The organism is Faecalibacter sp. (assembly GCF_057177045.1).
Window position 1 is genome coordinate 2,983,827 of the sequence record NZ_CM169987.1, and the last position, 13,853, is coordinate 2,997,679.

The window sequence follows — 13,853 nt, forward strand, 5'->3', positions numbered from 1 at the left end:
AATCTAAACATGAAAAAAACATTAGGAGGTATTTTAGTCGCATTTGTCTTCTTATTTGGATGTAAAAATGATGAAGAGCATAAAGTTGAAGTTTTATCAAAACCTATAGGAGTTGATTCGGTTGTAACAAATGCAATCGGTATTCAAGTGGAAGATAAACTTTTCGAAACTAAAGCGGTCATTAAAATGAAAGTAAAGGATGTACAACAGCGCTCGTTTCGTTTAGAAGAAGATGCGATTGCTAAAGGCGGATTTGTAATATCTAGTGATTTATCGAATCATATAATAAAAACACAAGAGCAAGAAATATCAGAAGATAGTATTGTAAAAGTTGTTGAAATGCAAAAGAGAAATACGATTACGTTGAAAGTTCCAACAGATGCTCTTCGGGACCATGTTCGATTTGCAATTAAGCAAGGTATATATGTTGAAACGTTGAAAGTAGAGAATACAGAATTGACTTTTAAAAAACTTGAAAATGATTTGAATCTTGAACAATCGGGTGATCGAAAGACAGAAGACCAAATGGAAGATAAGGTATGGAAAGCACTTTTAGGTGATCAATTAAAATATGCCACAATAACATACAAATTGGAAGAAGAAATAATTATAAAAGAGTATAATGCTCCAAATAGGAATAAGCCTTTGTGTGATAAATTGAATTGGGGATTAGCCTTTAAAAAAGCATGGAATGATGGCATCTACGGGTTGAAAATGTTGACGGTTTATCTGGTGAAATTAACTCCAAGTATAGGAGGTGTTGTGGTTTTATTTTTTGGGATACGTTTAGTGAGAAGATTGGTCATAAAATCCAAAGCAAAAAAAATGAAAAATAACTAAATCACTGTTTGTCAAAATGATATAAAAAAACTGATAAAATTTAGTTTTTGTATTGATTACATTTAAAAAAATGTTATTTTTGCAATAGAAGCTAGAATTAAAGTGGTTCTCTGATGATGGAAGAAAAAATAAATTTTAACGCGCTTGAAAGCAAAGTTTTAGACCTGTTAGAGAATTATCAAAACATAAAATCAGATTTGGCGAAACTCCAAGAGGAGAATACCAGATTAAAAAATAAATTGAGAGATTCACAAGTAAATAATCTAAACCTTACCGATGAGGTGAAACGATTAAAAGTGGTGAATGCAATGAGTGGCAATCAAGAATATAAAAAAATGATGAAGCTCAAAATGAATAAATTGATAAAGGAGGTCGACTCGTGTATCGCTCAAATTAAAACAAACAGTTAATAAGAATGTCAACTCAACGAATTGAGATTAAAATTGCTTCACGCAACTATCCATTAAACATTCATCCTGAAGAGGAAGAGATGGTAAAGCAGTGTGCGCAAGAGATAAACGGGATCTTACGTCAGTTCGAAGAAAAATATTCTGTAACCGACAAACAAGATGCCTTAGCGATGGTAACGATTCAGTTAGCCATTCGTGAAGCGAAATTAAAGAAACAAATGAAAGATAACGAAGAGATCACGGCAGAACGTATCGCGAAGTTATTGGAATTGATTGATCAGTCAATCGCAAAATAAGAGAAGTTCTTACATCTTTTCACAAGTGGAAAAGGTGGACAAAAATATTCCTACATTAGTTCTAGCTATTTTGGTTAACTCAACACTTATATTGTTACCGAGTGAACATTATTTTAAAAGTAGGCCACATCCTCCGGGAACATCTTCTAAGATGACAGTGGAAACTTGAGGGATAAGATAACTCAAATCCTGTTTACAGGAGTTAACTCAATTTTAAACGGACTAATGTAGGTTTTTTTATATATATAACATTACAAAACGCTATGAATTCAATTGCTATTATTATTGCACTTGTTACATTAATTATAGGAGCTGTAGTGGGTTATTTCTTATCTAAGAAATCGGTAGACAAACAAAACCAAGAACTTATTGATGAAGCAACTCGTAAAGCACAAACTTTAATTAATGAAGCTGAAAAGGAAGGCGAAGCCATTAAAAAGGAGAAAATTTTACAAGCAAAGGAAAAATTTTTAGAATTAAAAACGAAACACGAAGAAGTAATCAATCAACGTGAGCGTAAGGTTGCAGACGCTGAACTTAAAGTGAAAGAGAGAGAAGATCGCATCAAAGCAGATCTTTCTGAAATTCAAAAACAAAAAGACAATATTAAGTTTGAAAAAGGTAATTTACAGTCGCGTATCGATAAACTAAATATCAAACAGAAGGAAGTCGATACGATGCACAGAAAACAAGTAGAGATCTTGGAAAAAATCTCAAATTATTCTGCTGAAGAAGCACGTGCTGAGTTAATCGAAGTCTTAAAAGATGAAGCGAAAACGAAAGCACAAGCGCATATCCAAGAAATTATGGAAGATGCAGAATTGAATGCGAAAAATGAGGCTCGTAAAATTGTGGTATCTGCGATTCAACGAATCGGTACAGAGCAAGCTATTGAGAACTCGGTTTCAGTATTCAACATCGAATCTGATGAGATTAAAGGACGTATTATCGGTCGTGAAGGTCGTAATATCCGTGCTATTGAAGCGGCTACTGGGGTTGAAATCATCGTGGATGATACACCAGAGGCAATTATTTTATCTTGTTTCGATCCGGTAAGACGTGAAATTGCTCGTTTATCTTTACATCGATTAGTAACAGATGGACGTATTCACCCTGCTCGTATTGAAGAAGTTGTTGCGAAAACAACGAAACAAATCGAGGATGAGATCATTGAAATTGGGAAGAAAACAATCTTAGATTTAGGAATCCACGGATTACACAAAGATTTAGTGAAGATTGTTGGACGTATGAAATACCGTTCGTCTTACGGACAAAACTTGTTACAGCACTCACGTGAGGTTGCTCACCTGGCTGGAACATTAGCTGCTGAATTAGGATTAAACCCTAAATTAGCTAAACGAGCTGGTTTATTACATGATATTGGTAAAGTTCCTGAAGAAGAATCTGAATTACCACACGCTATCTTAGGTATGCAGTGGGCAGAGAAATACGGAGAACATCCGGATGTAGTGAACGCGATCGGAGCTCACCATGATGAAATCGAAATGACATCCTTGTTATCACCGATTATTCAAGTTGCTGATGCAATTTCAGGAGCTCGTCCTGGTGCACGTCGCCAAGTGGTTGAATCATATATTCAACGTTTAAAAGATTTAGAAAGTACGGCATTAAATTTTGATGGTGTTGAAAAAGCTTACGCTATCCAAGCCGGAAGAGAATTACGTGTGATTGTTGAAAGTGATAAAGTAGATGATGCTAAAGCAGCTGAATTATCTTTCTTAATTTCAGACAAAATTCAAAACGAAATGACTTATCCAGGTCAGGTTCGTGTAACAGTAATCCGCGAAACGCGTGCTGTTAATATTGCGAGATAATTATTCATCCAATATAGAAGAAGGATCAACGAAAGTTGGTCCTTTTTTTTGTTTTTATGCTAAAAATGTGCACCTTTTTATAGGTGATGTTTACTCCTAATTTTGAAGCAGATGAATTTTAATAAAACCATGAAAATGAAATAATTAACAACTTGTTGATAACCTTTTTAATTTTTAAGATTCAATAATTTTAATTTGTAAAATCTTATCCTAAATTTGAAAAAATCGATGTGGAAAATGCTCCATTTTTTAATCGCTTTATACTAAAGGCTTGAGCCATTTTTTTACCATCGAGTTTCCCTATTTCTAAATTATTAATATAAAATAAAACACTTTTCATTATGTCTATCTTTGATAAAAGGATCAATTATAAACCATTTGAATATCCTGAAGTATTAACTTTTACGGAAGCAATACAAAAAGCATATTGGGTACACAGTGAAGTCGATTTTACATCAGACGTCCAAGATTACAGAGCGAATTTGGATGATGTAAAAAGAGAAATTCATAAGCGATCTATTTTATCAATTGCTCAGATCGAAGTATGTGTCAAGAACTTTTGGGGTGACTTATACCGTTATTTCCCAAAACCAGAATTGAATGGTTTAGGTGCTACATTCGCAGAAAGTGAATTTAGACACAGTGAAGCTTATTCTCGCATCTTAGAAGTTAATGGATATTTGGACGAATTTACGGTTGCCTTAGAGAATCCAGTATTCAAAAGCTACAATAATTTCGTAACGAATATTTTAAAAGACGAAGAGAAAAGCATTGTTGAGAAATTATTATTCTTTGCTTTAGTCATTGAGGATAGTTCCTTATTTTCAAAATTTGCCAACATTTTATCTTTTACGCGATTCGAAGGATTAATGAAAAATACGGCGAACATTATTGCATGGACTTCTGTAGATGAGCAAATTCATGCCAATGCAGGTATTTTCTTGATCAATAAGATTAAAGAAGAAGGATTGTTACCAGAAGCTTTAGATCAAAATTGGGTCAATACAGCAGTTACGGGATACATCGAACAAGAACAATTGATGTTGGATTGGATTTTTGAGAAAGGTGAATTAGAACATTATTCCAAAGAAGATTTATTAAACTACATGAAATACCGTTTAGATGAAGCCATTGTAAAAATTGGTTATCAAAAGGTATTTCACATCAGCCAAGAACAGTACCGCCCAATGGCGTGGTTCGAAGAAGAAGTTTTTGCGAATACTTTAGATGATTTCTTCGCAAAACGCCCTGTAGATTATACGAAACACGATAAGAGTATTTCTGCAGACGATTTATTCTAAACCATAGAATCAATCGAAGACCTAGAAAATTTAACGAATTAGTACCTAAAAATTTTAAACCCCAAACGGATGGAAAATACACCACAACACGAAGAATTCACTTTTTTTGACGGAACAGCACCTAAATTATGGTGGAAAAATTCAGAGTCAGAGCAAATTTTAAACCGTGGATACCTTTTAAAAGGAGAAACAGTTGAAGGCGCAATCGATCGTATTACAGCAGCAGCAGCTAAACGTTTATACAAACCTGAATTACAAGAATCGTTTAAAGAAATGATTGAAAGAGGTTGGATGAGTTTATCCTCACCAATTTGGGCGAATATGGGAACAGAACGAGGATTACCTATTTCTTGTTTCAATGTCCATATTCCAGATAGTATTGAAGGAATTACACACAAATTAGGAGAGGTGATCATGCAAACCAAAATTGGTGGTGGTACTTCTGGTTATTTTGGTGAATTACGCGAGCGTGGTGCGGCAATCACAGATAATGGAAAGAGTAGTGGTGCTGTTTCTTTTATGGAATTATTTAATTCTGCAATGAATGTGGTGAGCCAAGGGTCAACGCGTCGTGGGGCATTTGCGGCATATTTAGATATCGATCATCCCGATATTGAAGAGTTCTTAAAAATCAAATCAATTGGTAACCCAATTCAAAATCTTTTCTATGGGGTATGTGTACCGGATTATTGGATGCAAGAAATGATTGATGGGGATGTTGAAAAACGCCAAATTTGGGCTAAAGTTTTAGAGTCTCGTCAAGAAAAAGGATTACCTTATATTTTCTTCTCTGATAATGTCAACAAGAACAAACCTCAAGTATATAAAGACTTAGGAATGCGCATTAATGCATCTAACTTATGTTCGGAGATCATGTTGCCTTCTTCAGAAGATGAATCCTTTATCTGCTGTCTATCATCAATGAACTTGGAATTATATGATGAATGGAAGGATACAGAAGCGGTGAAATTAGCGATTTTCTTCTTGGATGCTGTATTACAAGAGTTTATTGAAAAAACTGAAGGAAATCACTATTTAGCATCTGCCAACCGTTTTGCGAAACGCCACCGTGCACTTGGATTAGGAGTATTGGGATGGCATTCGTATTTACAACGTAATATGATTCCTTTTGAAGGGATGGAAGCTAAATTACGTACAACTGAAATTTTCAAATACATTCAAGAAAAAGCCGATCGTGCAACTGAAGAATTAGCACGTATATATGGTGAACCAGAAGTGTTAAAAGGATATGGACGTCGTAATACCACAACTTTAGCTATTGCGCCAACAACATCATCTTCAGCTATTTTAGGGCAAACATCGCCAGGAATCGAACCATTTGCTTCGAATTACTATAAAGCAGGTTTATCGAAGGGTAACTTTATGCGTAAAAACAAGTATTTAACGAAGTTATTACAAGAAAAAGGGTTAGATAACGAGGATGTATGGCGTGGAATCATGTTAAATGGTGGATCGGTACAACACATGACAGAGTTAACGAAAGAAGAAAAAGACGTGTTCAAAACATTTAAAGAATTATCTCAATTAGAGATTGTTCAGCAAGCGGCAATTCGTCAAAAATTTGTGGATCAATCACAGTCTTTAAACTTAAATATTCCGGCCGATTTACCGGTGAAAGACGTCAACCGCTTAATGATCGAAGCGTGGCAATTAGGAGTTAAAACATTATACTACCAACGTTCTCAGTCGGTATCCAAAGAATTAGTAACGAACTTAGTTTCTTGTTCTTCTTGTGAATCTTAATTTTAATGAATGGATTAATTGATAAATTAGATGAAAAAATTATTCGTGTAATATTAATAAGTGTATTTTGAGTTTTAAACTTTCTTTATTTTTCTTCAGATGAGACTTTAAAAAGTTTAAAATTGTTTGATTTTGTCAATAAGTATAACTTATACATTCCAATTTTAACCGTAGTTAGTGATGTAGTATTATCTTTATTTATCATATATAAATTAGTTCATTTTCTCAGAATTCATTATACAATAACTAGGATCTTATAATTTCCAAACCCACTCAAACGAGTGGGTTTTTCTTTTTCGATAAAATCGTAAATTGCTGAACTAATCGAAAGCCTTATATGTATTCGTTTCGCGAAATTATTCAACATTATTATCCATTATCCGAAACCGCATTTCAGAAACTAAATGCCTTGGTTACCCGAGTCGAAATGCCCAAGAAATCCATTGTCTTTGATCCCAAACAATATGAACCAAAATTCTATTTTATTGCCAAAGGAAGTGCACGTGTTTACATCATTGATGACGAAGGCAATGAAATTTCGTATATTTTATTTTTAGAAAAGGATTACCTCTTGTCATTTGACGGATATTTGTATCAGAAACCATCGTATGAATACATTGAATTGCTCGAAGATTCGGTTTTGTATGAACTAAATACAGAAGCTTTAAAGGTGTTGTATACCACAGATTTAGAATTGGCTAATTTTGGACGTGCTTTATCCGATCAATTTGCACATTTTACGGAACAACGTTTCATCGATCGTTTGTCATTATCTGCCACTGCACGTTATCTCAAATTAATCGACACTTATCCCGAAATTATTCAGCGTATTCCTTTAAAGTACATTGCTTCATATTTGGGAATTACTCAAGTATCGTTGAGCCGAATTCGTGCAAAAATTTAACATAGGTAAAATAATTGTCGTTAAAACGCTCTTACATTTGTAAAAAAATAATACATCATGAATTGGATTATCTTAATCATCGCAGGATTATGCGAAGTAGGATTTGCCTCTTGTTTGGGTAAGGCAAAAGAAACGACAGGAATGGAAATGTACGGTTGGTACGGTGGTTTCTTATTGTTTTTAACCGTAAGTATGCTATTGTTAATGAAAGCTACACAAACCTTACCTTTAGGAACAGCATATGCAGTATGGACAGGAATTGGAGCAGTGGGAACTGTTTTAATGGGAATTTTTGTCTTCAAAGAACCCGTAACATTTTGGCGTTTATTCTTCGTCATTACTTTAATTGGATCTATCGTCGGATTAAAAGCAGTTTCATCACACTAAATAAAAAAAGCCAAGAATTTAACTTGGCTTTTTTGTACGTGGATTATTTATGGTCAATCCAACCATCAAATGGTCGGTTTGTAGATGTTTAACATGTTGTTTCATATAGCCCAGCCTCTAGAGTTAGCATAGGGGATAGGACATAGCCCAAATTAAAATTTAATCGGTTTCGATCAAATTCGTTGGTTTTAATCGCGTTTAAAAACAATTCGTTTGAAGCTTTTATAAACCAAGCATCTTTTTGCAAATTGGGTTTGTTCAGGGGTAAAGTCGCATTGAGTTGATAGCGGAAACGATAAAAGATATCATCATTCATCAAACGTTCTTCCAAATGAAAACGATGATTTACATTGACTTTACTAATCAGATGTTTGGTGTTGAATTGTTGATAAATGCGATGCTCATTAAACGTCGAATACTAATGTTCTCCAACAGGAACACGAGTCAGGACATACGCATATCCTAATAAAATGGTGTTATTATTCGGACTCATATGATAACCTATACCTCCACGCACTAAAAGTTGGTTCAATTGATTCCAATCTTCGTACATCCGATATTGAATATCCGAATTAAATGTCCAATCCTCATTCAACGTTTGGTTCACATTTAAAATGCTCCAAGTTCTAAAATCTTTCTCCTGTGCTTGTGCATATAGACTTGTACACAAGGCGATCCATCCTACTAATTTCCTCATTTCATTTGTTTGACCGCCTAAAATAAAAAAGATTCTCTTTGATGAAGAGAATCTTATGTAAACTTAATGTTATTTTAATGCGTCTTTTACTTTGGGTAGGATTTTTGTCCCAAAAATTTCAATGGATTTCATCATATCAAGGTGATTTGGAGCTCCTACATCCATGTGTGCAGAAAATCGTGTTAAACCAAACATTTCTTGGTATTTTAAAATGCGATCAACCGCTAAAGAGGCATCACCAATGATCAAATTTCCATTTTCACCTCGTCCGAAATCGTATTGTGAACGTTGATAAGGTGGCCAATTTCTTGATTTACCGATACGATCCATTTGAGCAGCGTAGATAGGGAAATAATCATCTGCAACGTGTTGATTATCTTCTCCAAAGAATGAATGCATATGCACACCAATTTGCATTTTGGTAATGTCATGTCCATTATCCACATAGGCTTGTTTGTACACTTCAAAAAGTGGTGTAAAGTTGGCCGGATCTCCACCAATTATAGCAAAAATAATGGGTAATCCCAATTTTCCTGCTCGAATAACAGAAGAAGTGGTTCCTCCCACAGCGACCCATAATGGGATTTCATTTTGAACTGGACGTGGAAAAATGGTTTGTTTTTGTAAGGATGGTCTAAATTGGCCTCTCCAGTTCACGACTTCATTTTTATTTAAAGTGATTAAGAGTTTTAATTTCTCATCATATAAGGCTTCATAATCCTTTAAATCAAATCCATACAAAGGAAAGGACTCAATAAATGAACCACGTCCCGCCATAATTTCTGCACGTCCATTGGATAGATTATCCACCATCGAAAAATCTTGAAATAATTTCACGGGGTCTGCTGAACTAATCACTGAAACTGAACTTCCTAATTTGATGTTTTTGGTTACAGCAGCAGCAGCAGCTAATACAATTTCTGGAGAAGATACGGCATAGTCCGGACGATGATGTTCTCCAATGCCGAAGAAATCAATTCCAACCTCATCCATTAATTTAACCTCCTCGATAATTTCAGCAAGACGTTGTTGTGGTGATTGAATATATCCTGTTTTTTCATCGATGCGTACATCTCCGAACATTCCGATTCCTAATTCCATAGTATTATCTTATTTGTTTACACAAAGTTACAATGTTTTGATATGAAATTAATTGATGTATGGTATTGATTGTTAGAAGAGATATTTCGAAAGGTTCAAATTAACTATTTCTAGTCCTCCTGAATTCATTTCCAGGATTGCATGTCATCGGATGAAATGTTGAAACAAGTTCAACATGATAAGTATATGGATTAATAATGAATTAATCGTAATCAAAAGATTTTTTTAGATCACTGAAACTACATTTCGAATGATAAGATTTGAGAAAAAAAATGAGTCCAATCGAAAATTGAACTCATTTTTTATTTATGGGTGTTACTATCCATGAATAGCTTCTTTATTACCGTATGATTGTATCAATTGGCCTTCAAAATCCAACCATTCTTTCCATCGTTTATCCACGTCTACATCCGTCGATAATTTACGAGCAAAATTTAAAAAGGTTGTATAATGATTGGCTTCAGAAACCATTAAATCATAATAGAATTGGGCCAATTCTTCATCTTTAATGTTTTGTGATAACGTTTTAAAACGCTCACAACTTCTAGCCTCAATCATAGCGGCAAACAATAAGCGATCGATAAATGCCATGTTACGCGAACCATCTTTGCGACAGAATTTCATTAATTGTCCCACATAATCATCTTTACGTTCACGACCTAAAGTATAACCACGCTTTTTGATGATTTCAATGACCATTTGGAAATGTTGCATTTCTTCAATTGCTATAGCAGTCATTTCATGGACCAACTCTTCGTGTTCAGAATTGTAGGTAATAATGGTAATAGCGTTGGTAGCGGCTTTTTGCTCGCACCATGCATGATCAGTTAAAATTTCTTCAATATTTCTTTCCGCGATATCGGCCCAACGAGGATCCGTTAATAATTTTAATCCTAACATGAATTATACTCTTTTATCTTTTGCAAAAATAGGATTTTAAAAATACATTTCAGAATCGCTACCTGATGTTTAACGATTATGCCTTTATTTTTTAGTAAGTGTATAAACAAATTGAAGGACTTGGTCATTTTGTTTGACTTGTACTACGCGCTCGATTTGGTCGATTAATCCATTGGATTGAAACATTTGATTGCCCCAAGCTTTTAATTCGTAATCAGCACCCGTTTGTTTGCTACGATAGGAATCAATGGTTTTATGATTCATCATTTTTGCAGAATTATCGTCCATTTCGGCATTGTATTTTTGTTGAAATTGAAAACCTGATCTTCCATCCGCTTCAACATAATTGATTTCATCTTCGGCCGCAGAGAATGTATTTTTCATGGGATTGAAAAACAAATTCATCATTTGTTCCTTTTCTTTAGAACTGAATTCCTGCCCAAAAAACATATGAAACATTTGAACAAAGTACAATGCAGATTTTGAGGCTAAATCTTCATAATTAGTCGATGGATCATCGTATAGTTTTTGATAAGCTGTAGCATAATCCTGAATAACTTCATCGTAATTGCTTACTTCTCCTAATACATAATTCTCATCTGTGCGATAGTTAATTTTAATGTTTTCAGTTGGGAAGGTATACGGCTGGCCTTCTTCGTTGTTCTTAAAAAATAACATGGGTTGACTTTCCCATTCAAACAGATTAAATCCTTCACCAACACTATATAAGGTTAATTGAACCGGAATGTTTTTTTCAATTTCAATTCTTGTTTCTTCACCCTTTTGAACCACTTTTTTTAGCGACAATTCGTAATGATAAAGGGTATCAGCCGTAAATTGAGGTTGAACTGTAATCTGATGATTAGCCGTTTTTTTGATTTGCCCCATTGCAGAGCATGCCAAAAGCGACAACACGAATAAAGGATAAACGTTTTTCATGTATTTAATTCTGATTTTAAAGATAATCTTTATTCATAACTTTAAAACCATTGATTTATTGGGAATTATACTACAAATTAAGCGAAAAAATTATACGATTTTTTTCTCAACCATTTCCAACATAACATCCGAAGCATGTTTGAAAGTAGGTAATTGTTCGGCTAAACTCCCTGTTCCTTTTTTATTGACTTTAAAAATTAAATCTTTTTCAGTTGTAAACAATAGTGCGCTTTGAAATGGATTTCGGATGTAAGAACTTAAAATCAAATAGGTCTGTTCTATACTATGAAAACGTTCTACTTCTTCTGTTTTGTAACGAAAAGTAAAGGCAAAATCATACGTTTGATCTTCTAATAGACGTAATCGTACAAATATATTTTTTAAATCTGTATCCCCTATGGTTTTTGCCATGGTTAATTTCGCAAAAGTTCCTTGTTGGATACTCGATTTTACTTGTTCATAGAATTCTTCGAATTCAGCTTGATAAGACATTAAAATGATTTATAAATTAAAATGCAAAGTTAGATGAAATTCAGCGATAAAGAATGTTGATGAATTATTATTCAAAATAAAGATTGAGAAAGTGTAATTTTGCCGCATGAAGAAAATGCTGATTATAGGTCTTGTATGGCCCGAACCAACATCATCTGCTGCTGGAACACGAATGATTCAATTGATTCAACTGTTTCAATCGGAAAATTATCATATTACTTTTGCAAGCGCTGCATCAAAATCTGAATTTAGCTATCCTTTAGGGGATTTGGGTGTAGAAGAAGTTGAAATTCAATTAAATGATGAACGATTTAATGCATTTATCAAAGAATTAAATCCTGAAGTTGTGTTGTTTGATCGTTATATGGTTGAGGAACAATACAGTTGGCGCGTCTCTGCTGAGTGTCCAAATGCGGTGAAAGTACTGGATACAGAAGATCTTCATTTTTTGCGTTATGCACGACAAGAAGCAGTTAAAAAAGGTGTTGCATTCTCTAATCAAATGTTATATTCAGATCATGCGAAGCGAGAAATTGCGTCCATTTTACGATGTGATGTCTCGTTGATGATTTCGAGAGAAGAAATGGATATGCTTATGCAGCAGTTCAATATCAATCCTGCATTGCTTTATTATGTACCCTTCTTAGAAGAACCTATAGACCAAGAAAAAATAGAATCTTGGAAATCTTTTGATGAACGAGCGCATTTTATGTTTATTGGTAATTTTATCCATGACCCGAATTGGAATTGCGTACAACATTTAAAAAAAGTCATTTGGCCAGTTTTACGTCAAAAATTGCCTAAAGCTGAACTTCATATATATGGGGCATATGCGTCTCAGAAAGTCGAGCAATTGCATCATCCCAAGGAGCGATTTTTTATTAAAGGTCGTGCTATAGATGCGCAACGTACGATGGAGCAATATAAAGTCTTATTGGCTCCTATTCAGTTTGGTGCAGGTGTAAAAGGTAAATTTGTAGATGCTATGCAATCAGGAACGCCAAATGTTACGACTGTTGTAGGGGCGGAGGCGATGCAATGTGGATTAGCATGGAATGGTTTTGTTGCTTCAGATGATGAAGAATTTATAGCTCAAGCAATAACACTCTATCAAAATGAACAAATTTGGAATTTTGCACAACACAACGGAATTGCATTATTGAATCACAATTATGCCAAGCAAAATTTTCAGAAGGACTTCATAGAATACTTTAATACCATTACTTCGTATTTAGAAGTGCATCGTCAGCAAAATTTTATGGGGCAGATCTTACAACATCATTATAATCAAGGGACCAAATACATGTCGCTTTGGATCGAACAAAAGAATAAAAAAAGTTCGGAATAATTTTCCGAACTTTTTTTGTAATCATTATTTTACGATGATTTTTCGTGAAGTTTTGATAGAATCTCCTTCTAAATTGATAATATATACTCCGCTTGGTAATTGCATTGAATAGTTTTTAATGAATTCCCCACCCTTATGAGAAATAACATCTGTTTTGATAATTTTTCCTGTAAGTTCATAAATGGTTACAGAAATGATATCTTGTTTTAAATTCTTTGCTTGAATATTAAAATCTCCATTCGATGGATTTGGGTAGATGTTAAGGTTGACTTCTTTATTCCAATCGGAAACATTCAAGGTTTGTACATCTCTTATTCTATAATTCGTATCCAAATTTGAGTAAACTCAATGAAGATAAGAGAATAAAATATTTCTTCATAGAGATAAGGTTGATTGATTTTTATCATGTAAATTTAAGAACAGAAATAAATCTTATGATACATTTAAAACGACTGATATTCCTGTTGCTTTATTTATTAGTGATTGGTTGTCAGGTCAATATTTTAAATAAAAATATTAACATTAAGCCTATTGAATATCAACAAAATAATATGATTAAAAAATGAGTTTTAGTTTTCTTCGAATACATACGAAATTTTAGAAAATAACGAAGTATATACCTATCCTTTAACTAAGCCT

Annotated in this window: 15 protein-coding genes and 1 pseudogene; 9 read left to right on the forward strand and 7 right to left on the reverse strand. The window is 33.9% G+C overall.

What is annotated here, in order from left to right; genetic code table 11:
- Nucleotides 1-9: 9 nt before the first annotated feature.
- The 4 genes from AC1QSP_RS13910 (at nt 10) to rny (ending at nt 3,381) form a co-directional block, all read left to right on the forward strand.
- Nucleotides 10-840: a hypothetical protein gene (locus AC1QSP_RS13910; RefSeq protein ID WP_484079192.1), complete on the forward strand. Its 831-nt coding sequence runs from the start codon at nt 10-12 to the stop codon at nt 838-840.
- Nucleotides 841-953: 113 nt separating this feature from the next.
- Entirely contained in the window at nt 954-1,250 is a 297-nt protein-coding gene (locus tag AC1QSP_RS13915; RefSeq protein ID WP_322970609.1) for a hypothetical protein, read from the forward strand.
- Between the two features lie 5 nt (nt 1,251-1,255).
- Nucleotides 1,256-1,546, forward strand: a complete 291-nt coding sequence (locus tag AC1QSP_RS13920; protein ID WP_322970608.1) for a cell division protein ZapA — start codon at nt 1,256-1,258, stop codon at nt 1,544-1,546.
- Nucleotides 1,547-1,809: 263 nt separating this feature from the next.
- A complete protein-coding gene (gene rny / locus AC1QSP_RS13925; protein WP_484079193.1) occupies nt 1,810-3,381 on the forward strand; it encodes a ribonuclease Y in 1,572 nt (523 codons plus the stop codon).
- A 205-nt stretch (nt 3,382-3,586) separates the two neighbouring features.
- Here the strand turns inward: rny and AC1QSP_RS13930 are convergent, their stop codons facing one another.
- Nucleotides 3,587-3,721, reverse strand: coding sequence for a hypothetical protein (locus tag AC1QSP_RS13930; RefSeq protein WP_484079194.1), 135 nt, complete (start codon nt 3,719-3,721; stop codon nt 3,587-3,589).
- A 1-nt stretch (nt 3,722) separates the two neighbouring features.
- Between AC1QSP_RS13930 and AC1QSP_RS13935 the strand changes: the two genes are divergently transcribed.
- The 4 genes from AC1QSP_RS13935 (at nt 3,723) to AC1QSP_RS13950 (ending at nt 7,737) form a co-directional block, all read left to right on the forward strand.
- Nucleotides 3,723-4,682 (forward strand): ribonucleotide-diphosphate reductase subunit beta, encoded by a 960-nt coding sequence (locus tag AC1QSP_RS13935; RefSeq protein ID WP_484079195.1) that lies wholly within the window; start codon nt 3,723-3,725, stop codon nt 4,680-4,682.
- A 69-nt stretch (nt 4,683-4,751) separates the two neighbouring features.
- Nucleotides 4,752-6,446: a ribonucleoside-diphosphate reductase subunit alpha gene (locus AC1QSP_RS13940; RefSeq protein WP_484079196.1), complete on the forward strand. Its 1,695-nt coding sequence runs from the start codon at nt 4,752-4,754 to the stop codon at nt 6,444-6,446.
- A gap of 337 nt (nt 6,447-6,783) precedes the next feature.
- Nucleotides 6,784-7,350, forward strand: a complete 567-nt coding sequence (locus tag AC1QSP_RS13945; protein ID WP_484079197.1) for a Crp/Fnr family transcriptional regulator — start codon at nt 6,784-6,786, stop codon at nt 7,348-7,350.
- A gap of 57 nt (nt 7,351-7,407) precedes the next feature.
- Nucleotides 7,408-7,737 carry a DMT family transporter gene (locus AC1QSP_RS13950; protein WP_322970600.1) on the forward strand — a complete coding sequence of 110 codons (330 nt, stop codon included), beginning with the start codon at nt 7,408-7,410 and terminating at the stop codon, nt 7,735-7,737.
- 88 nt (nt 7,738-7,825) lie between these two features.
- Here the strand turns inward: AC1QSP_RS13950 and AC1QSP_RS13955 are convergent.
- From AC1QSP_RS13955 to AC1QSP_RS13975, 5 genes and pseudogenes are all read right to left on the reverse strand, one after another.
- A pseudogene (locus AC1QSP_RS13955) lies at nt 7,826-8,434 on the reverse strand (DUF2490 domain-containing protein).
- Between the two features lie 69 nt (nt 8,435-8,503).
- Nucleotides 8,504-9,535, reverse strand: coding sequence for an LLM class flavin-dependent oxidoreductase (locus tag AC1QSP_RS13960; RefSeq protein ID WP_484079198.1), 1,032 nt, complete (start codon nt 9,533-9,535; stop codon nt 8,504-8,506).
- A 318-nt stretch (nt 9,536-9,853) separates the two neighbouring features.
- A complete protein-coding gene (locus AC1QSP_RS13965) occupies nt 9,854-10,435 on the reverse strand; it encodes a MiaE family protein (protein WP_484079199.1) in 582 nt (193 codons plus the stop codon).
- An 84-nt stretch (nt 10,436-10,519) separates the two neighbouring features.
- Entirely contained in the window at nt 10,520-11,374 is an 855-nt protein-coding gene (locus AC1QSP_RS13970; RefSeq protein ID WP_484079200.1) for a hypothetical protein, read from the reverse strand.
- A gap of 90 nt (nt 11,375-11,464) precedes the next feature.
- Nucleotides 11,465-11,866: a hypothetical protein gene (locus AC1QSP_RS13975; RefSeq protein WP_484079201.1), complete on the reverse strand. Its 402-nt coding sequence runs from the start codon at nt 11,864-11,866 to the stop codon at nt 11,465-11,467.
- A 106-nt stretch (nt 11,867-11,972) separates the two neighbouring features.
- Between AC1QSP_RS13975 and AC1QSP_RS13980 the strand changes: the two genes are divergently transcribed.
- The gene (locus AC1QSP_RS13980) at nt 11,973-13,214 is read left to right on the forward strand and encodes a glycosyltransferase (protein ID WP_484079202.1); all 1,242 of its coding nucleotides are present in this window, start codon (nt 11,973-11,975) and stop codon (nt 13,212-13,214) included.
- Between the two features lie 24 nt (nt 13,215-13,238).
- Here the strand turns inward: AC1QSP_RS13980 and AC1QSP_RS13985 are convergent, their stop codons facing one another.
- Nucleotides 13,239-13,547 (reverse strand): T9SS type A sorting domain-containing protein, encoded by a 309-nt coding sequence (locus AC1QSP_RS13985; protein WP_484079203.1) that lies wholly within the window; start codon nt 13,545-13,547, stop codon nt 13,239-13,241.
- Nucleotides 13,548-13,853: the final 306 nt, after the last annotated feature.

Excerpts from the sequence above, each read along its gene's own strand:
- AC1QSP_RS13975 (WP_484079201.1), bottom strand. The coding sequence starts at position 11,866 with ATGTCTTATCAAGCTGAATTCGAAGAATTCTATGAACAAGTAAAATCG.
- AC1QSP_RS13945 (WP_484079197.1), top strand. The coding sequence starts at position 6,784 with ATGTATTCGTTTCGCGAAATTATTCAACATTATTATCCATTATCCGAA.
- AC1QSP_RS13915 (WP_322970609.1), top strand. The coding sequence starts at position 954 with ATGATGGAAGAAAAAATAAATTTTAACGCGCTTGAAAGCAAAGTTTTA.
- AC1QSP_RS13910 (WP_484079192.1), top strand. The coding sequence starts at position 10 with ATGAAAAAAACATTAGGAGGTATTTTAGTCGCATTTGTCTTCTTATTT.
- AC1QSP_RS13970 (WP_484079200.1), bottom strand. The coding sequence starts at position 11,374 with ATGAAAAACGTTTATCCTTTATTCGTGTTGTCGCTTTTGGCATGCTCT.
- AC1QSP_RS13965 (WP_484079199.1), bottom strand. The coding sequence starts at position 10,435 with ATGTTAGGATTAAAATTATTAACGGATCCTCGTTGGGCCGATATCGCG.
- rny (WP_484079193.1), top strand. The coding sequence starts at position 1,810 with ATGAATTCAATTGCTATTATTATTGCACTTGTTACATTAATTATAGGA.
- AC1QSP_RS13980 (WP_484079202.1), top strand. The coding sequence starts at position 11,973 with ATGAAGAAAATGCTGATTATAGGTCTTGTATGGCCCGAACCAACATCA.
- AC1QSP_RS13930 (WP_484079194.1), bottom strand. The coding sequence starts at position 3,721 with ATGAAAAGTGTTTTATTTTATATTAATAATTTAGAAATAGGGAAACTC.
- AC1QSP_RS13950 (WP_322970600.1), top strand. The coding sequence starts at position 7,408 with ATGAATTGGATTATCTTAATCATCGCAGGATTATGCGAAGTAGGATTT.
- AC1QSP_RS13960 (WP_484079198.1), bottom strand. The coding sequence starts at position 9,535 with ATGGAATTAGGAATCGGAATGTTCGGAGATGTACGCATCGATGAAAAA.
- AC1QSP_RS13940 (WP_484079196.1), top strand. The coding sequence starts at position 4,752 with ATGGAAAATACACCACAACACGAAGAATTCACTTTTTTTGACGGAACA.
- AC1QSP_RS13920 (WP_322970608.1), top strand. The coding sequence starts at position 1,256 with ATGTCAACTCAACGAATTGAGATTAAAATTGCTTCACGCAACTATCCA.
- AC1QSP_RS13935 (WP_484079195.1), top strand. The coding sequence starts at position 3,723 with ATGTCTATCTTTGATAAAAGGATCAATTATAAACCATTTGAATATCCT.